Origin of the sequence: Bartonella sp. AP19HLJMH (genome assembly GCF_042196245.1) — a bacterium.
GTDB lineage: Bacteria > Pseudomonadota > Alphaproteobacteria > Rhizobiales > Rhizobiaceae > Bartonella.
Genome location: NZ_JBHIPX010000009.1, coordinates 12573 through 33540 on the forward strand (window position 1 = coordinate 12573; position 20968 = coordinate 33540).

The 20968-nt window shown below is 36.1% G+C and carries 15 protein-coding genes and 2 tRNA genes; 5 read left to right on the forward strand and 12 right to left on the reverse strand.

Features of this window, described 5'->3' with window-relative positions; genetic code table 11:
- Positions 1–29: 29 nt before the first annotated feature.
- On the forward strand, positions 30–1781 hold the full coding sequence (gene ybaL, locus ACFINR_RS05600) for a YbaL family putative K(+) efflux transporter (RefSeq protein ID WP_375613485.1): 1752 nt from the start codon (positions 30–32) through the stop codon (positions 1779–1781).
- Positions 1782–1796: 15 nt separating this feature from the next.
- Complete coding sequence (locus ACFINR_RS05605; RefSeq protein ID WP_375613484.1) at positions 1797–2750, forward strand: YbhN family protein; 954 nt, start codon at positions 1797–1799, stop codon at positions 2748–2750.
- Between the two features lie 1099 nt (positions 2751–3849).
- Here the strand turns inward: ACFINR_RS05605 and ACFINR_RS05610 are convergent.
- Positions 3850–3925, reverse strand: a tRNA-Lys gene (locus ACFINR_RS05610).
- A 436-nt stretch (positions 3926–4361) separates the two neighbouring features.
- Here ACFINR_RS05610 and ACFINR_RS05615 point away from each other — a divergent pair.
- Entirely contained in the window at positions 4362–5930 is a 1569-nt protein-coding gene (locus ACFINR_RS05615; RefSeq protein WP_375653058.1) for a TerC family protein, read from the forward strand.
- Between the two features lie 529 nt (positions 5931–6459).
- On the opposite strand, the gene ACFINR_RS05620 is transcribed toward ACFINR_RS05615, so the two are convergent.
- The 5 genes from ACFINR_RS05620 to ACFINR_RS05640 form a co-directional block, all read right to left on the reverse strand.
- Positions 6460–6744 (reverse strand): DUF6990 domain-containing protein, encoded by a 285-nt coding sequence (locus ACFINR_RS05620; protein WP_375632360.1) that lies wholly within the window; start codon positions 6742–6744, stop codon positions 6460–6462.
- A 250-nt stretch (positions 6745–6994) separates the two neighbouring features.
- Positions 6995–7141 (reverse strand): hypothetical protein, encoded by a 147-nt coding sequence (locus tag ACFINR_RS05625; protein ID WP_375653061.1) that lies wholly within the window; start codon positions 7139–7141, stop codon positions 6995–6997.
- Positions 7142–9032: 1891 nt separating this feature from the next.
- Entirely contained in the window at positions 9033–9326 is a 294-nt protein-coding gene (locus ACFINR_RS05630) for a hypothetical protein (RefSeq protein WP_375653065.1), read from the reverse strand.
- A 372-nt stretch (positions 9327–9698) separates the two neighbouring features.
- Positions 9699–9890, reverse strand: a complete 192-nt coding sequence (locus ACFINR_RS05635) for a hypothetical protein (protein ID WP_375653070.1) — start codon at positions 9888–9890, stop codon at positions 9699–9701.
- Positions 9891–10427: 537 nt separating this feature from the next.
- Positions 10428–10504 (reverse strand) — tRNA-Arg (locus tag ACFINR_RS05640).
- Between the two features lie 263 nt (positions 10505–10767).
- Between ACFINR_RS05640 and ACFINR_RS05645 the strand changes: the two genes are divergently transcribed.
- Complete coding sequence (locus ACFINR_RS05645) at positions 10768–11541, forward strand: NAD kinase (RefSeq protein WP_375612145.1); 774 nt, start codon at positions 10768–10770, stop codon at positions 11539–11541.
- 146 nt (positions 11542–11687) lie between these two features.
- Entirely contained in the window at positions 11688–13091 is a 1404-nt protein-coding gene (locus ACFINR_RS05650; protein ID WP_375620798.1) for a DEAD/DEAH box helicase, read from the forward strand.
- Positions 13092–13150: 59 nt separating this feature from the next.
- On the opposite strand, the gene gltX is transcribed toward ACFINR_RS05650, so the two are convergent.
- From gltX to rpiA, 6 genes are all read right to left on the reverse strand, one after another.
- On the reverse strand, positions 13151–14524 hold the full coding sequence (gene gltX, locus ACFINR_RS05655) for a glutamate--tRNA ligase (protein ID WP_375653074.1): 1374 nt from the start codon (positions 14522–14524) through the stop codon (positions 13151–13153).
- Between the two features lie 10 nt (positions 14525–14534).
- A complete protein-coding gene (locus tag ACFINR_RS05660; RefSeq protein ID WP_375653079.1) occupies positions 14535–16196 on the reverse strand; it encodes an NAD+ synthase in 1662 nt (553 codons plus the stop codon).
- A 119-nt stretch (positions 16197–16315) separates the two neighbouring features.
- Positions 16316–17695, reverse strand: a complete 1380-nt coding sequence (locus ACFINR_RS05665) for a class II 3-deoxy-7-phosphoheptulonate synthase (protein ID WP_375653083.1) — start codon at positions 17693–17695, stop codon at positions 16316–16318.
- A 74-nt stretch (positions 17696–17769) separates the two neighbouring features.
- Positions 17770–19155, reverse strand: coding sequence for a glutathione-disulfide reductase (gene gor / locus ACFINR_RS05670; RefSeq protein ID WP_375653087.1), 1386 nt, complete (start codon positions 19153–19155; stop codon positions 17770–17772).
- 203 nt (positions 19156–19358) lie between these two features.
- Positions 19359–19928 (reverse strand): DUF2059 domain-containing protein, encoded by a 570-nt coding sequence (locus ACFINR_RS05675; protein ID WP_375612140.1) that lies wholly within the window; start codon positions 19926–19928, stop codon positions 19359–19361.
- 106 nt (positions 19929–20034) lie between these two features.
- Positions 20035–20739, reverse strand: coding sequence for a ribose-5-phosphate isomerase RpiA (gene rpiA, locus ACFINR_RS05680; RefSeq protein ID WP_375613478.1), 705 nt, complete (start codon positions 20737–20739; stop codon positions 20035–20037).
- Positions 20740–20968: the final 229 nt, after the last annotated feature.

Consider the following 20968-nt stretch of genomic DNA (forward strand, 5'->3'; position numbering starts at 1 on the left):
GCTTTTTGATCAAGAATAGTAAATAATCCATGCTCCACGACACACCACTTATCACAACTATTGTTGCAGGCTTATGTTTAGCATTTCTCTTGGGAATGATTGCTAGCCGTTTACGTATTTCACCCCTTGTAGGCTATTTGTTAGCTGGTGTTATTGTGGGACCCAATACAGGCGGATTTAAAATAGATTCCGTCATCATTAATCAACTTGCTGAAATTGGTATTATTTTGCTGATGTTTGGTGTTGGGCTCCACTTTTCATTAAAAGACCTTTTATCTGTCAAAGCTATTGCTGTCCCCGCTGCTATTGCACAAATGGCATTTTCTACTTTTCTAGGTTTGTGCCTTGGTCTGATTATGGGATGGGGCTTTAGTGGTAGTTTGATTTTCGGTCTTGCTTTATCCATAGCAAGTACCGTTATCCTGCTACGTGCTTTGCAAGAGCGTCATCTTATTGAAACAGAAAAAGGACGCATTGCCGTTGGATGGTTGATTATTGAGGATTTAGCAATGGTCCTTATACTTGTCCTCATCCCTTCCTTGGCAAGTGCCCTCAGCAATACCAAAAAAGAAGCGTTGGATCCTCTTGTTCAATGGTTGGATTTAAGTATTTGGGGTATTTTTGGTCTCACCATCCTGAAGGTAATTGTATTTATTGCACTTATGCTCGTCATTGGGCGACGCGTTATCCCATGGCTTTTAAAAATGAGCGCACAATCGGGATCACGTGAATTATTTCGTCTTAGCGTCTTTGCTATTGCATTAGGAGTAGCTTTCGGAGCCGCTCATTTATTTGGAGTTTCTCTTTCTCTTGGTGCTTTTTTTGCTGGTATGGTCATGAGCGAATCAGAATTAAGCCACCGTGCCGCGGAAGAATCTTTACCACTGCGCGATGCTTTTTCTGTTCTCTTTTTTGTTTCTGTAGGCATGTTATTTGACCCCGAGAAACTCTTAACTCATTTTTTCCCTCTCTTAGCAACCTTATTCATTATCGTAATCGGAAAATCTGCTGTTGCCTTTTTCATCGTTAAAGCTTTTCGCTATTCTAATGCAACAGCTTTGACTATTTCTGCAAGCCTTGCCCAAATCGGAGAATTTTCCTTTATCCTTGCTGGTTTAAGTTTAAGCTTAGGACTTTTAAACAATGACGCTCATGATTTAATTCTTGGAGGAGCAATTTTTTCTATTTTGCTCAATCCTCTTGTTTTCATTGCCTGTAATAAAATTAAAAAACGTCTAGAAAAAAATTCTGCATCTTCACAAAATACCCAAACAATTATTGATATTGATCCACAAGATCCTGACCAAGATTTTTTACCGATGACCTTAAAAAACAACCATATCGTAATTATTGGCTATAGTCGTATCGGTAAGTGTGTTGCATTATCTTTAATAAATAGAGGTGAACCTATAGTGATCGTAGAAGAATCAAAACGCCTCTCTGATAAAGCGATTGCAGATGGCTTTGAGGCTATTTGCGGCAATATCATTCAACAAGAAATAATGAACGCAGCAAATATAAATAATGCACATAAAGTTGTTATTACAATGCGAAGTACCATTGAAGTAGGAGAATGTATCGTGAATATCCGTGATATGAAGAAAGATATCCAGATAATCACACATGCATTATCCGACACAGAAACAACATATCTCATTGATTTAGGTGCTGATGTTGTAGTAACAGATGATGAAGAAATTGCCAATGGCATTATAGAGTATATAACAGAACGAAGATCTGTAAGGAATATGCTCAATCATGAAAATTTACAGAAAACATAAAATGGATACAGAATCGTGAAAATAAAGCAATTTATATGGCCATTGATTGGTATCTTAGCAATGCTGGTATCTATTCGAATTCTTTACATGAAGCTCTCTGCCATTTCATTTGGGGATGTATTGGAGCGCTTGAGCAATTTAAATGCACAGCACTGGTTATTAGCCTGTTTATGTTCTCTCCTAGCTTATGCTGCTCTTGCTGGATATGATCGAATTGCCTTGCAACATCTAGGCCATAAAATTTCTTGGATTTTTATCGCTATATGTTCATTTACAACCTACGCTCTTTCACACAATATCGGTGCTTCAGTTTTTTCTGGTGCCGTTGTACGCTATCGCGCCTATAAAATGAAAGGATTAAACGGAACAGAAATCGCAATATTAGTAGGTTTTTGCTCTTTTACTTTTGTAATCGGCACAATCTTACTTTTGGGAATCGTTTTGGTACTGCAACCCGAAATTATCACCCTCATTCATAAAGAACTTCCTGAATGGCTCGGAACAACGGCTGGAGCAATTTTACTCAGCTGTATAGCACTTTATACGTTTGGCAGCTGGCTTCAGTTAAAGCCCTTACGCTTGGGGAAGAAAATTCAACTTTCCTATCCACGATTGAAAATTGTTATTCAACAGCTTCTCATTAGCCCTCTAGAGCTTTTAGGAGCAGCAGGAATTATATATGCTGTTCTCCCACATAACGCAGATATTCATTTTATCTCTGTTCTTGGTGTTTTCCTAGCATCTTTTACGATAACTCTTCTCTCTAATGCTCCAGCAGGAGGAGTAGGAGTTCTTGAAGCTCTCTTCATAACAGGCATGCCCAATATAAATCCAACCGATGTTATTGCAGCACTTATTGTCTTTAGAATGTTTTATTTGATTATACCGCTTATCCTTTCATTATTTGTGGTCGTCATTTTTGAGGCGCAACAATATTGGAAAAGAGCCCCCAAAACACCACCTGAATAAATAAAAGGCTATCAATGACTTCTTTTTTATGTACCTATAAAAGAACAAAACACCATCGTGTTGCCAATTTACATATCTTTTTTAAGAAACCTCTCTCAACGCTCTTCTCCATTACACAACAATACCCATAAATGGTATAATAGTAAAGCTATTGTTGCACCATCATCTTTATACTTAATAAAAGAGCAAGCCTGCGCCATTATACTATTTTTCCAATGTTATGATAACTTTTAGCACTTAAGAACATTAATAAGAATTATTTTTATGCCTTTCTTCAATAGTCTTTATCCACACGTTAATCCCATTTATGATGCAAAAATGAATGATTTTAATTAATTCATTATAAGAGGGATTGAAACAAAAGAAGTTTATGATAGTAAAGTTTTTTTTAAATAAAGAATAATCAATTCTTTATAAATCAATATATTATAATGAATCTGAGTAGCTTTCTTAATATTTATATTTTTAGAGGTTTAGCTAACGGAAAGACAGCATAGCGTAACCACACAGCTTAATATTTTAAAACTTTAAGCCTCATTAAAGTTTATTGTCTTTCGTTTAACAGGTATCAGCTTTAAACAATTAAACTAATCTAATTTTATTACTTGTATGTCCAGCTAACTACTTTATTTTATCTTGATTTACCCTCTTGGAATACTGATGATTATTATAGAAGTTTTTTGTTTAAGCGGGAGAGTTATCAAAAAATATCCACACTGCTGACACAACTAAAGTGTAAAGTTTCTTCTGTCTTTAAACAATATGCTAAAAATCCAAAAAAATTTAATCAATTTATATTAAAAGAAGTGAAAACTGTTGATTTTTATACCCCTTTAAATAACACAATTGTCGGTAAGAAGCTTCTCCTTACCAATTGCAACTTTAAAAAAAGAAACAATACGCATTAAAAGATCTTCAAATGTCCTTTGGAAGTTCTTTGAGTCCCCTAAAAAGTACAAACACCGATGACTAAGCTATATCAACAATCTTCACTTTTAAACAAACAGATATGGGGAAATCCTACTGCCCAATTTTATTTAGCAACTCGTACCTTAAAAAAATTACGCAATCAATAAGTTATTTACGGTATAAAATAAAATGGTGGGTGATGAGGGGATCGAACCCACGACCCGCTGATTAAGAGTCAGCTGCTCTACCGACTGAGCTAATCACCCATAAGCTTCTCAAAAGACGAGAATGAGCGTTTCTATAACGCTCCTAAGGATAGATGTCCAGATATTTTGTTGTTTGTTATATAAACTCATTGTCTGTAAGGTTAAAAATATGATATTCACCACTTGATCTTATATAAAAATAAACCCATTATAAGAAGCTTTATAAATAAATGTTCTGATTGTTATACAGAACCTATAGTTAGAGGATTATCGAGCATAATGCCCGAGCGAAAATTAGAGGAACCTTCTTGTGGTTGTAAGCGGGATGGGGCATCATTTTGTTTTATCAACAATCACATGTATTCAAGCAATATTGTGCTGTTTTTTTCTTTGAATATAAGTTTTTTACATTCAATGTTCATGATCCAATATACGAATAAAAGCCTATGAATTTTTTTTGTCAATCGCGCGCTTTTAAGCTTCTAAAAGGTAAGGAATGATGGAATGGATCACTGATCCCCATGCGTGGTTTGGTTTGATCACGCTGGTTTTTCTCGAAATTGTTTTAGGAATAGATAACCTTATCTTTATTGCAATTTTAGCTGAAAAATTGCCACTGCATTTGCGTGACCGCGCACGCTTTATAGGTCTTACTTTAGCATTAATTATGCGGCTTTTCCTTCTTACCGTTATTGGATGGGTTATGAGACTCGATAGGGTCATTCTTTCACTTTCATCTTTTGTATTTAGTTGGCATAGCTTTATTTTAATCGGTGGTGGAGCCTTTTTGCTCGCAAAGGGAACGCTAGAATTACATGAAAGGTTAGAAGGAGTATCACATGAAAGAAAAACAGGCGTTGGTTATGCTGTTTTTTGGCAAGTAATCGTCCAAGTCGTGGTGCTGGATGCCGTTTTTTCACTAGACAGTATTATTACCGCAACAGGTATGATTGCAAAAGAGCAGGCAGCAGTTATGTATATCGCAGTCATAGCTGCTATGGGAGTAATGATGTGCGGATCTGGTGCTCTTATGCGTTTTATTAATCGTCATCCCACTATTGTAATCCTTTGTCTTGGTTTTTTGATGATGATTGGTTTTACTCTCATTGTTGAAGGATTTGGTTTTCATATTCCAAAAGGGTATTTGTATGCTGCTATTGGTTTTTCTGTTCTTATCGAAGCTTTTAATCAAATTGGACGTCGTAACCGTGAAAAAATGATTAAAACGAATGATCTACGCAGTAGAACAGCTGATGCTGTTTTGAGACTCTTAGGAGGAGGAAGCAAAGATAGTCACCTTGCTGAGACTGTAGATGTTATTGCTGAACAGGCCGCAGCTTCTGAGTTGTTTAGACCAGAAGAAAAGGAGATGATTCGTGGTGTTCTCGATTTAGCTGATCGCCCTGTTCGCTCTATCATGTCGCCGCGTAATGAAATTGAGTGGTTAGATTTAAATACTGATGAAAATGAAATGCGTGAAGAATTACAAAAGGTTAAACATAGCCGCTTAATTCTTGCGCGTGAAAAAGTGGATGAATTTGTTGGCGTTGCGTTGACAAAAGATCTTCTTTTGAATTTGGCTGAGGGGAAAAAGATTAATTGGAAAAAAGCTATGCGAGAACCCCTCGTTGTTCATGAAAATACAAGTGTTTTACGATTGATGGAGCAATTACGTCATTCTTCGATTCAGCTTGCAATTATTGTTGATGAGCATGGATCTTTTGAAGGAATTGCAACACCAACCGATATTCTTGAAGCTATTGCAGGAGACTTTCCTGATGACGATGAAGAACTCATGATCGCAGAACAACTTGAAAATGGCAGTCTTCTTGTTGAGGGATATGCTGATATCCGCCGTTTAAGTGGTTATCTTGGGCGTAACCTTGTGGATGAAGCAGATCGTTATACGACTCTGGCAGGCTTTATGCTTTGGCAGTTTGGTCATTTACCAAATGAGGGAGAAAGCTTTGAAACTGATGGTTTACACTTTAAAGTGATTGAAATGGAACGCAGAAACATATCTAAAATCCTTATTTCTCCACTTGTATCACCAGAAAAAAGCTAGTTCTTTTTACAAGCAAAATGAATAAAAAGATTTTTTTATGATTAAAAATTGAAAAGAATAAGCAGTTGATAACTCAATTGCATTTCATTATTTTTATATTTTTTTTAAGCGTAAAATAATGACATACAAAAGTTATATTATCAATGAACTTTCCATTATAAAAAATTTTCATTGATGATTGACGAAAAGCTGGGAGAGAGAAAATGGTGCAAAATTATTTGTCAATGGTCATTAATCTCAAAACAATGAATATATACAATATATTGATTTATAATAATTATTTATTACAATATTACCTTCACATCAAGAAAGCCTCTTTCAAACATCAGATTTCCGCCAATGGATAAAACTCCACCATTGTTGAGTTCACTCAACTGATGATGGCATCTTTAAACCAGACTCTGGCTCCTATAATCTTTTTAGATCTTCTTGATATTTCTTAAGGAGCTATTCCTTAGCTTTTGTTTCGATAAATTTAGCTATTTTTTTCCTTGCAAGAATGAAACTCCACCTCTCTGGAAAGCTCTTATTAAGAACTTTGTTTTTCTTCCAGATGGTTCATATTTTTTACTACTTTTGCAATGAAAGCGTAGCTGAGTTGCTTAGATTTGACTACTTCTTTGACTAAAGCCAATGCACGTTCAAAATGAATCTGTTGGGTATTTTCATCAAAGCCTAAATGATCCTCTGCACTGAAACTTTGATAATAAGATTGTAAGGTTGCAACATCACCCAATAAAGCCAGTGCACCAATATGAAGTAAGCTATAATCAGCATAATCTACCTTGATAACCTTATGTACCTCCAACTTCATTCTTTCGCCAAGATGGTGCTCCATATCTGAAATAAAAGCATTTATGAAGATCAATTCTTTCTATCGCCTATTTCAAGACATAATCAAGCTTAATTCCAACCAATCTGCATATATTCCTTCTTCACAAACTCTCAACCCCTTTTTATAAAAATCAAGTTGTAGATCTTGTAAGTGCTGAGAATTGATAGGGATCAATTACCATACAGGCAGCAGCTAAAATACCAGTACTAATCGAAACTCCAACATCAACTTACTGATAACCTTTGATAATTGCGTCATTATAAAGAATTTGTACTTCACAATCTGGTAGTTGATAACGTGCTGAATAATTATCTACCTCTTTAATTTTTTCAACAGACCAATCAAGATTTTTGAAGAACACTGTTGCACTCTCCATGATTAAAAAATTCTTTGCTCTACCTCAAAAGAGGTTGTATCCATATCAAAAGTCAAAAGCGAAGCAGATTTTTGCAAACAAAAGTGATAACGCCGTGTAAGAGAAGAATCTTATCAATAAGGTCTTTGGTGATTTCTTTTGCAACGTCTAAACGAGATGGAATCTTATTCATAAAAAATATAATAAAGTCAATAGTTTGCGTGAAATTATTCTATATGAATCCCATTTAAAATCTACACTTTTATACGTGATTTAATTAACCATTTTCATAAACAATTACCATGTATGGATAGACCATAAAACGCATGTAAACATTCAAATGAAGTGAACGCAGCTATCATTCATAACAGTTCATAAATTTTATGATACGTTTTTATCACACACAAATCGCATTATTAAAAACGTAATCGTTTGAAATTATCGATAACATAAATTGCATGCGTTTAAAAAATGGTATGGGGTTTACTCTTTTTTTGAGCTAAACCTTAAAAGAAATAATCATTTGAAACTATCATAGAATAGGTTTTAATTCATTAAGGGCACATAAAAGGATTTAAAGACAAGTCGATTTTAAAGCGCCGCTTACTAAAAAGTTAGTCAATAATAAGCAGACATTATATAGATACTATCATCACAACAGGTAATGAAATTGATAATGTTATGTCGTAGAAATCAAAAGATTTTTAATGATATAATGCAGGAAAACAAGCAAAAAACGTTTTAAAAGTTACAGTTTTAAAATACGAAACCAAATGAAGTCCCCTCAAATTTGAGGATACTTATTAAGACAAAGATAAGTAGATAAATTTCAAAAGGATTGCAATCATATTACAAAGGCATGGTGTTTTACTCAATTTTGAGTCAAAAGCGACAATGTTTAAAGAATGCTCTATTCTAAAGTTAACGAACTCGAATTTGAGCTGGTTAATTTTGCCAGCCCAAATATAGAGCGGCTTATTTGCAGAGAAATTAAGTTTAAATGCAAAGTGAAAATACGCTTATGAGAACCTCACTAAATGAACGTTTAAACGTTTAGAGACATAAAATGATATCTCTATAAATACGTTTGAAACCTAGATTTATAACAGTTTAAAAGCCTTAGATTTTATAAAAAGCGGTTGTTTATTGTCTTATGAAAAGCTGCTTTTAAAAACCAATGTTCGTAAATGTAAACAACGGGTTTTGTTACAAATATTCACTTAATACGCATTTTCTCTTGATTGTCTTGATATGAACCTACCAAGCGTTGAGACATTTTGATAATGTACTTTGTGTCAAATGACCACTTCAAAAATGCGAGCGTTATTCTTAATACGCTTTATAGCCATACATAAAGTGTTTATAGGTTCTGTAATTCAAATGAGTGATTAAAGATCATATCTGTCATTTACGTTCCTTTTGATCAGTTTTAATCAATAGAATAGAGCGTTTGCAATATGATACGTTTTGTATACATACATTCATTATTGACTTCTTTTGTATGATCTGTAGTACCTCTATTTAAAAGCAGCGTCATATCAATTGGCACAGCTTTCTTTTATGATGCGTTTATAACCATCAAAGAAGCACCCTCCACGTCTGTCATTTATTCTGTTTATCAATCTTGATAACATCATCACTTTCATAAACCTCTCAATTTATGGGAACCGAATATAAATCGCTATGTCTTTTTATTCTTGCATTGCCATATACATTACTTCTAATCACGATATAATCAGGAGATCTTGGCATTGCCATAAACAGAGCCGTAGACCTTAGTATGACACCCCACGCTAGCATTGCCGTAAACCTTGCCTATAACAACCGCATGATCATAAACCGCGGCATTGCTATGAATACGTGCACTACCGGATAATTTTGCATTCCCATAAACCCGCGCTTAATGATAAACTCAAACGTTATAAGAAAGATGAGCATTGTCATAAACATGAACACCAAAATACACATGGGTTTTATCACATATAAGGGTATTGCCATACACATAGCCACCAATGGCAGCATTGCCATAGCCCCTTATATTTTCATAAACACAACCAGATTTTACAACACAGACATTATCAGCAACCCAGCAATTACCATCATGAGAGAGATTGCTTTCATTTTCAATAAAAGCCATCCAGATCGCTTTTTTTACATCACCAAAATCGTTTAAAGCACGAATGCGATAATATATATATATATACATGACCAGTCACGAAATCCATTTGATTGATCTATTCATATTTTGGATGGTTTTTTCTGATTAACAGGAGCGGTTTCATTTGCAATGAAAGAAATAACGGAGGTGTTTTTTGATATAGTTATCATAATTAAACCTGTATGTTTTTAAAAGTTTTGAACAGACATTAAGCCAGCTCCAAACCAAATGTTTGTTGCATCAAGCGCTCTGTTCAAACTAATAATAACATATTCATTACCTAGTAGTAGAATACCAACTTCTACACCTGCATAAAGCGAAGCAATAATCCGCCCATATGGCTATGCTGTATGACTATAATAGAACCCAAAACCATCATTGCTACACTCGCAACACCAGCAGCAAAACGGATCAAAAGGACTAAGTGTTAACGCCATGAAAATAATTAAGTGCACTCATCACTATAGCTGCACAAGATAGTATGCGAGGAGCAAGAAATATAATCCCAATTCTGCCAAACGTAAAGAACATACTCCCAACTAGATAACCACCATAATTAGTGTTCGGTATATAAGAAAGTTGATTAAAGCTAAACAATCCCTCATCCAACATAACTGGCAATATTGGTGTATAGAGAAATCACCAGATACCCATATCAAAACCATATCGAATACAGCATTTTGAAACAATTCAAATCTTGACGGTTGTTTTTTCCCCCTTATTATTCCTTTAACTGGTGATATTCCTCATCCGCGTTCCATATCACCATAACAGCCTTTAACTCCAAAAATAGAATAAAAGCAAATTTAGCTATCTATTTTAATGCTCAAAACAATATATTTAGCGATCTACTATCAACATCGCCAGATCAGTTTTACAATAACATATTGAATTAATATGTATTTTTATGTTATAAATGTTTATAGTTAAATTGAAAGCATATTTAGATAACCTTGCTTTTTTATCTCGATATTCAAAATGACTAACCGAAAAATTATATACGCAGCCGTAAATTTTACTTCTCTTAAAATCATTTGCTTATTCGCTGCAAAACTTAATAAACAACTCAAATAACCATTTTCATAAAAGAGGAAATTGGCTTCTTTTTAGGTAATCTTGTTATTTAGGATGATATGAAGTTGAAGAATTTGGTGCACCCGACAGAATTCGAATCTGTGACCTCTGCCTTCGGAGGGCAGCGCTCTATCCAGCTGAGCTACGGGTGCTTCACACTGATTATTAAAATCAGTTATGGTCTTTTAACTAATCATACTCTTAGCTTCAATGCTAAATTATCATTCTAATAAAAAAATTACTCGTTTGTAATTTATCTAACGACGCATTCCTTTTACTTTTTAATGATACTTTACCTTGAAATAACTTCTCTTTATTCAATGCTCTTTTTATTATAAAAAGAGCTTTTATTACAACTTCAAAACTCTCAAAAATAAGTTACAACATAAATTATAAGTATCAGGATAATTTTTAAATGGCTACATTACCAAGTCGCTTTCATTTTATTTCCGCAGAAACTGAGGAGGCTATCAAAGCTACCCATAAATTAATTTCCGTTTATGGTCATTCTTCTCTGGAAGAAACTGATATTGTTGTTGCAATCGGTGGTGATGGGACAATGTTACAAACCGTACGAGATGTCATGAACACAGGCAAACCTATTTATGGTATGAATCAAGGTTCTGTAGGATTTCTTATGAATGAATTTCATGAAAAAAAATTGCCCAATCGTATTGCTGCCGCACATAAAAAAGAAATCCATCCCCTGCGCATGATTGCAAAATCTGAATGTCAAGATTCTATCGAGGCGCTTGCAATTAATGAAGTATCCCTCTTTCGGCAATCTTATCAAGCGGCAAAAATTCGCATCACCATTGATAACAACGTACGCATGGAACAATTAAGTTGTGATGGTGTCCTCGTCGCTACACCAGCTGGATCAACCGCCTATAATTTATCAGCACAAGGACCTATCTTACCTCTTATGGCTCCCCTTATGGCCCTCACTCCCGTTAGCCCTTTTCGCCCTCGGCGTTGGCATGGAGCTTTGCTTCCCGATACAGTAACAGTGCGCTTTGATATGCTTGAACCTGACAAACGCCCTGTAAACGCTGCTGCAGATAATATTGAAGTTAAATCTGTCCATTCAGTTACTATTTCAATGGCAACAGAAGTAACAGCTTCAATCCTTTTTGACTCAAATCATTCATGGGATGAGCGCATTTTATCAGAACAATTTCGCTATTAATGATTGTATTATGCGTTTTATATGTATATGATTGTTATAGTTAGTTTTTTTTGTGAAAACATCTTAACACTTTTAAAGAGTGTAAAATATTGGTTATAATCATCATTAGATAGCGCAGTTAAAATCACAGAGCAGTTGATAAAAAAATGATACCATCTTTAAACAGTTTTGATGATTTAGGTCTTTCCGCAAAGGTTATTAATGCAGTGAAATCAGCGGGGTATACAGCTCCGACACCTATTCAAAGTGAAACAATTCCGCATGTCCTTCAAAGAAAAGACGTTTTAGGAATCGCCCAAACGGGAACAGGTAAAACCGCCTCTTTCGTATTGCCTATGCTCACTCTCCTTGAAAAAGGTCGTGCAAGAGCACGAATGCCCCGTACACTCATCTTAGAACCAACAAGAGAAATTGCAGCTCAAGTTGAAGAAAATTTTGATAAATACGGAATAAATCATCGTTTAAATGTTGCTCTTTTGATTGGTGGAGTTTCTTTTGAACTCCAAGATCGCAAACTTGAACGGGGAGCTGATGTTCTTATAGCAACACCAGGGCGCCTTCTTGATCATTGCGAGCGCGGTAAACTACTCCTGATGGGCGTTGAAATCCTTGTGATTGATGAAGCTGATCGCATGTTGGATATGGGCTTTATTCCTGATATTGAACGCATCTGTAAACTAACCCCTTTTACGCGTCAAACTTTGTTCTTTTCTGCAACAATGGCGCCAGAAATTACAAAGCTAACGAAACAATTTTTACATTCTCCTGTATCTGTTGAAGTTACAAAAGCTTCCTCAACAGCTACCACAATTACACAACGGCTTGTCAAATCTGGAAATAAATCATGGGATAAAAGAGCGGTTTTACGAGAGCTTATCCAAAATGAAGGTGCAGAGCTTCAAAATGCAATCATTTTCTGCAATCGAAAGAGAGATATCTCTGAACTTTTTAGATCGCTCATCAAACATAACTTTAATGTAGGGGCACTTCATGGAGATATGGACCAATATTCGCGCATGAACACCCTAGCTGATTTTAAAAATAATAAACTTACACTTCTTGTTGCTTCTGATGTTGCTGCCCGTGGACTCGATATTCCAGCTGTAAGTCATGTATTTAACTATGATGTTCCTACACATGCTGAAGACTATATCCATCGAATTGGTCGTACAGGGCGTGCAAATCGCAGCGGAAAAGCTTTTACAATTGTCACAAAAGCTGATCAAAAATATATCAATGCCATCGAAGAAATGAGTAATGAAAAAATTGAATGGCTCAATGGAGATCTCTCAACTTTAATAGCCGATGATCAAACAGAAGATATTGTTGTAAAGAAAAAATCTTCAAAACCATCAAAGAAAACTGCTCCCAAAGAGACTGTTGCTCACACTAAAAAATCTGTAGAAGAGAATAAAACAGAATATATCAAAAATGCAAATAATAAGGAGAAGCCATCTGAGCAACAACGCTCACGAAAAAATAAGAATTACACGCCCATTGGGTTTGGTGATGATATTCCTGCTTTCATGCTTATAAAAACGTGTAAATAAACCCGTTCTTTACTCTCTTTAAGAGTGAAATGAACGAAATACTTTTAAAAAATCCGCTCTTATTTCCTAGAGAGCCTTTCTGTTACCTTTTCACGCCCTAAAAGCTGCAAAATTTTTCCCATTTCAGGTCCATGATCCATGCCCGTAAGTGCCTGACGTAATGGCATAAATAAAGCTTTTCCTTTTCGACCTGTTTTTTCTTTTAATGCTGTTGTCCAAATTTTCCAACTTTCCTCCTTCAAAGCACCTTCAGGTAAGAAATCGAGTGATTGGTGCACAAAAGCACGATCCTCTAGTGCTACTGTATCAAAATTCTGTTCATCATGAATGATTTTCCACCAAAAAACAGCATCATTGACTTTATTAATATTGCTTCTTATCGCGTTCCAGAAATATTCCGCCTTATCTCCCTCAATAGAAAGTTTTTTAAGGCGCATTTTTACTTCCTCATAGGTTAACTCATGGACAAGATGACTATTCAAAGCAAGAAGATCAGCAATATCAAATTTTGCAACGGATCTTGACGTATCTTGGAGATTAAAATGCTCTAAAAGCGCAGCTTGATTGGGATAGGGATGCACATTTTGCGATGTCCCAATCAAAACGGCAAGGCATTGAACAGCTATAGATTCAAATCCTTCTTCCCGTAGAGAACGAATAGAAAGATCATTATTACGTTTTGAAAATCCTTTTCCTAAAACTGTCGCCAATAAATTGGTATGAGCAAAAACCGGTAATTCTGCATTAAGAGCTTTAAAAAGAGCAATTTGAGCGCCTGTATTTGTAATATGATCATCCCCACGAATAATATGCGTAATAGCCATATCTACATCATCAACAATAGACGGCAATGTATAAAGATAGGTTCCATCTTCACGAATAAGAACAGGATCTGAAAGAGAAGCTAAATCAATCGTCTGCTTTCCCTTTATTGCATCATTCCAGCAAACTTCTGTTCGCTTTGTGTGTAAAGGATCACTTTCAAAATTAGGAAGAAGAAAACGCCAATGGGGTTTACGACCTTGTGATTCAAAGTTTTTTCTCTCTTCTGTTGTCAACTTCAATGCTGCACGGTCATAAACAGGAGGCAATTTGCGTGAAAGCTGGATTTTACGACGCCGCTCTAATTCCTCTGTTGTCTCATAACAAGGATAAAGAAGGCCACGTTGTTTGAGAATTTCTGCCACTTCATCATATCGATTAAATCGCTTGGATTGGTAATAAATTGCATCTGGTTGAATACCAAGCCATTCAAGGTCAACAGCAATAGCATCGATATATTCTTGTTTAGAACGTTCAATATCTGTATCATCATAGCGTAAAATAAATTCTCCCTTATACGCTTGCGCATAAAGCCAGTTGAAAAGCGCAATACGGATATTGCCAATATGAATATAACCTGTTGGAGAGGGAGCAAAACGAACTTTAACCATAAAATAATACTCAATTTTTATCGCGAAAATGATTGACTATAGGATAGCGACGATCGCGTCCGAAATTTTTGTAACTGATTTTTACACCAGGCGCAGATTGACGCCTTTTATATTCGGCACCATAAAGAAGCTGTTCAACTTTCGCAACAGTTTCTCGTGAATGTCCACGTTTAACAATATCACAAATACTCATGTCATTTTCTACAAGAGATTGTAATATATCATCTAAAATAGGATAAGGCGGAAGAGAATCTTCATCTTTTTGATTTTCCCGCAGCTCTGCAGAGGGTGCTTTTTCTATAATATTGGATGGAATGATCATTCCTTCTGGTCCTCTCAAATTGTGCAAGTGATTTTTATTGCGCCACTCCGCTAATGCATAAACCTGCATTTTATAAATATCTTTAAGAGGATTAAACCCGCCATTCATATCCCCATACAGTGTTGCATACCCCACAGCCATTTCTGACTTATTGCCTGTCGTTACCACCATTGAGCCGAATTTATTTGAAAGCGCCATTAAAAGTGTACCGCGTATACGACTTTGAAGATTTTCCTCTGTGACGTCAGAGGGTAACCCTGAAAAAACAGGTGCCATTGTCTTTAAAAAAGCCTCAACAGGTTGTGCAATCGGTATGATTTCATAACGACATCCCAAAAGATCAGCACATTCTTTGGCATCTTTTAATGATTCTTGCGAAGTATGATGATAGGGCATCATAATGGTGCGAACCCTCTCAGCACCAAGAGCATCCACCGCCATTGCCGTACACAGGGCTGAATCAATTCCTCCTGAAAGACCAAGAATAACATCCTTAAAGCCGTTTTTATTAACGTAATCTTTCAACCCCAAAACACAAGCTTGATAATCAGCCGCTAATCCATTGAGAAGACTTTCATTAGGACCTGAAATACAGTGCCATCCCGTCGTTGTTTTTTGCCAATGGCTTAAAGCAATATGGCTATCAAAGTGTTTCATTTGAAATATCTTTTTGCCTTGTCCATTCAAGGCAAAAGACCCACCATCAAAAACGAGCTCATCTTGACCACCTACTTGATTAGCGTAGATAATTGGCACTCCAGATTGTAGAGCCTGTGTATGAACAACGTCTATACGTTTTAATGTTTTATTACGATAATAAGGAGATCCGTTAAGGACAAGAATAATTTCCGCTCCTTTATCTTTAAGCTCTGTACTAAGAGAGGAATCATTCCAAAGATCCTCACAAATGACTATTCCTAATTTAATTCCATGATAGACAATAGGCTGAGGACGTGGACCTGAAGAAAATAAACGCTTTTCATCAAATTCAGCATAATTAGGTAAATCAAACTTCAAACATTCGGCAATGACTCTCCCTTCATCAAGAACCATGACAGCGTTGTAAATATTACCATTGCGCCTTAATGGAAGACCAATGACAATTCCTGGTCCGCCTACGGTTATCTTTGCTAATTTCTCAACAGTCTCTTCACATGTTTTTGTAAAAGCAGGTTTTAGAACAAGATCTTCCGGCGGATAAGCACTTATAAAAAGTTCCGTGAATAAAACAAGATCAGCCCCCTCTTCTTTGGCCTTTTGATGCGCCATGACAGCTAAAGAAAAATTCCCCTCAATATCACCGACAATAGGATTTAATTGGGCAATTGATACCCGAAAATCATTTTTCATAAGCCTTTGTATCATTTCATCAGTTTAGCAACCACAACTTTATTCTTCATCATCGGAAACATCATTTTTTAAAATTCTTTTCTGCCATAATGACCTAAAAATATTAGGCAAATTTTTGCCTACCCCCCAGCAGCAATTGCTAACGAGTCAGTCACGCGATTTTTTTTAAGGAGTTCAGCAACAAGAAAAGCCAATTCTAACGCTTGATCTGCATTTAACCGTGGATCACATTGCGTATGATAACGATCAGATAAATCGTCCACAGAAATGGCGTGCGCCCCTCCTGTACATTCAGTAACATCACGACCTGTCATCTCAATATGAATGCCTCCTGGATAAGTTCCCTCTCCACGATGCACTGCAAAAAAATTCTCTACTTCTTTTAAAACATAATCAAAAGGACGCGTCTTATAACCATTGGCAGTAATTGTATTGCCATGCATTGGATCACATGACCATATAACCGCACGCCTCTCGCGTTCAACGGCACGGATGAGTTTAGGCAGATAACTTTCAACTTTATCATAACCAAAGCGCGTAATGAGAGTAAGCCGCCCCAACTCGTTTTCAGGATTTAAAATATCAATTAATTTTAAAAGCTCATCAGGCTCAATGGAAGGACCACATTTTAATCCTATAGGATTCTTAATACCGCGACAATATTCAACGTGAGCATGGTCAATCTGACGCGTACGGTCACCAATCCATAACATATGACCAGATGTTGCATACCAATTTCCTGAAGTTGAATCAATCCGAGTCAAAGCCTCTTCATAACCAAGCAACAGTGCTTCATGACTGGTATAAAAAGATGTTTCACGCAATGAAGAATGTGTTTTGGATGTAATCCCTATAGAACGCATAAAATCAATTGCTTCAGAAATACGCTCTGCCAATAATTCATAACGTTCTCCCTGCGGACTGTTAGAAACAAAACTCAACATCCATGTGTGAACATTTTCTAAATTAGCATAGCCACCTTGTGAAAAAGCACGCAATAGATTAAGTGTTGCCGCAGATTGGCGATAAGCCATAGACATCCGTTGCGGATCTGGAATACGAGAACCGGCTTCAAATTCAATGCCATTAATAATATCCCCACGATAAGCAGGAAATTCAACTCCCTCTTTTCTTTCAATATCAGAAGAGCGAGGCTTTGCAAATTGACCAGCAATACGACCAATTTTAACAACCGGTTTAGAACTACCAAAGGTCAAAACAATCGCCATTTGCAAAAATACACGAAAAAAATCACGAATATTATCAGCTTCATGTTCTGCAAAGCTTTCGGCACAATCACCACCTTGCAATAAAAAAGCTTGGCCTTTCGCAACGGCTGCTAATTCATTTTTTAAATCACGTGCTTCACCGGCAAAAACTAAAGGAGGATACCTTCTCAGTTTTCGCTCAACATCTTCTAACATAGACTTATCCGGATAAGTCGGAACTTGTTTAATTGGCCTTGTTCTCCAAGTGTCAGGCGCCCATTCTTTTATCATTACACTCTCTCTAAAGATTAATCTTACAGATTAGCATATCAAAAGCTTTTTACCGCAATATATGCTGTTTAACTTTATATTTTCTTCCCATTTTCATATATATAACTTGGTTTATACATCGTTACCAATTCTTCTGCCATCGTTGGATGCACTGCCATCGTCTCATCAAAGATATCCTTCGTCAGCTTACCCTTGAGAGATATCCCTATAAGCTGAGCCATCTCACCAGCATTTTCCCCTAAAATATGAGCGCCCACAACAATACGGCTTTCACCATCAACAATGAGTTTCATAAGCATTTTCTCTGAACTACCAGAAAGAATATTACGCATAGGACGAAAAACTGTACGATAAATTTCAAGACGCTTATAACGCTTTACCGCCTCCTCTTCTGAAAGACCAACCGTTCCAATCTCTGGCTGTGAAAAAACTGCTGTTGTAATTAAATCATAATCAGGTGTTGTTGGAATATTTTCAAATGCTGTCTTAACAAAACACATTGCATCATGAATCGCAACGGGTGTTAATTGAATATGACCTGTTACATCACCAACAGCCCAAATATGGGGGATATTTGTTGTCATTTTCTCATCAACAACAACTGCACCAAATTCATTCACCTTAACACCTGCCCGCTCAAGTCTTAAACCCGTTGTATTTGGTACACGCCCCGTAGCCAACATAATCTGATCGGCTCTGATTATTTTCCCATTTGATAAAACAACTTCATAACAATTTTCTGCAGCCTGCACTTTAGAAATTGTTATGCCATAGAGAATAGAAATCCCTTTTTCAATCATTGCATCGCTGAGCAATTGCCGCAAATCATGATCAAAATTACGAAGGATTAAATCACCACGATGAAGGAGTGTTGTTTTTACACCTAATTCATGAAAAATATTAGCAAATTCAACACCAATATACCCTCCACCAACAATCACTATTGATTTTGGGAGTTGATTAAGGTCAAAAATCTCATTAGAAGTAAGGCAAAATTCACCGCCTTCTATGGACGTATTTGGTGCAAGTTTTGCCCCTGTTGCAATCAAAATTTTTTCTGCACTTACCCGCTCACCCGTGGCAGAAAGCTCTAATGTGTGATCATCTATAAAAGTAGCACGACTTTCATAAATATGCACATTGTTATTTTCTAATCCCTTACGATACAACCCTTCTAACCTTGATATTTCTTTATTTTTAGCTGCAACCAACTTTTCCCAGCTAAAAATTGGATCCACATATTCCCACCCAAAACCAACACTTTTCTTAAATTCTTTTACATATTGTGATGCATAAACATAAAGTTTTTTGGGAACGCAACCACGAATAACACAAGTGCCCCCTATACGATATTCCTCTGCTATAGCGACCCGCTTGCCAAGACCTCCAGCAAGCCGTGCTGCACGCACTCCACCAGAACCACTTCCAATAACAAATAAATCAAAGTCAAAAGAGCCCACGAATTATTCCTTCTTATACATCTGCAAGAGTAGGCTAAGATCTTTTATTATCAAATGAAAGTCTTTTTTTCTTTTGAAGAAGCCTTTTTTATAAAGCAGTATTCTAAAAAGACTTATTCTCATTAAAATATTTAAAACGGCGGGAAAACCGCCGCTATTAAAAAAATCAGAAATTGCCCATTGTTGTCATGATATCAATCAAGCTATTTTTTATTTTCTGAAGATTCTGATTTTATAGGCATATTTGTAGGCATAGTAGAATTATTCAAATTAAGTGTTTCAGACATCTCTTTTTTCACATTTTCTACAAGATCCCGCATAAGAGCAGTACGCCATATATCAAATGCTGAATAAGAATCACGTGCAATATTGGGGACTTCTGTCAAAAACTTTTTACCGGTATCAGAATTATAAAATGTTGTTATCGCATCAAGCTCTTTTTGAGTAAAATATTTTGCATATACATGAGCAATCTCTTTTTCTAGATCAGAGCGCCTTTTAATTAAAGCAAGCGCCTGCTTATCAACAATATCAGAAATAGCTGTTGCCAAATTCGGATCATCGCTAATCAGTTCATTTTTGAAATCATGGACCGCATTTGGTAAAAAGCTATCAAATTGATCCGTTGCATGAATAGCTCTGATTGCCTTTCGCGCTGAATCTAAATGTTGATCACTCACACCTTGTGCATAAGCCATGCCAACATTCACAACAAAAATAGCAATTGCACTAAAATATACGACAAAACGCTGAAAAGAAAATATTATTTTCATTTAATGATTACCCCGATCGCTAATTATAATTTTAATTCGTTATTCTACCTAAAATCTTTAAGACCCTTTTTTACTGTGCTAACATATCATCATGTAAATGCCTTTTCTAAAAATCAAACGGTTCTAAAACTTTTATTTGACCATCAGCCATAGCGACAATTGCACGTGAAGCCAACCCCAAAAAAAGGCCATGCTCAACAACACCAGGAATAGCAAGAAGTGCATCCGATAATGGTTTTGGTTGCAAAATGCAGCCCCAAAATGCATCAAGAATAAAATGGCCACCATCTGTTTCAAAAGGATTTTTTCCATTCATTCGCAATGCAATTTTTCCAGAAAGCCCTAAATCATCAGCGACTTTTTCAATGGCTCTGCATGTTGTGTGGATACCAAATGGATTAACTTCAATTGGTAGTGCAAAAGCACCAAGTCTTTTTACCACCTTTGTTTCATCCGCAATGACAAGCATTGCACGAGATGCCGACGCTACAATTTTTTCATACAACAATGCTCCCCCTCCCCCTTTAATGAGCATCATCTCAGGACCAATTTCATCTGCTCCGTCAATATCAAGATCCAGCTCAGGTATTTGTTCTAAAGTGCTAACAGGCACTCCAAACTTATGACAGAGTTGTTCAGAATATTTTGAAGTAGCAACACCAGTCACCCGCAAACCATCCGCAACACGCTCACCTAGAAGATGAATAAATTCATTGACTGTCGAACCAGATCCGATACCAAGCCGCATACCATCTTCAACAAACTCAAGCGCTTTAATAGCTGCCATTTTTTTTAACTGCTGAACATTCATGAATGACTTTGCCTTCTATCCGTATAAGCAGCATTTATCACCCCTATTACCACCGATAATAATGATAATAAAAGATAACCTCTTGACGCAATCTATTCAAATTGACTATCATCTCTTGCTTGAAGAGATGTTACTCGTTATAGAAATATATGATAAGAATAAAATAGAATAATCAACAATTATCTTTTTTATTTCTTTGAGAATATTTGTTAGCATTTTTCTCATTCAA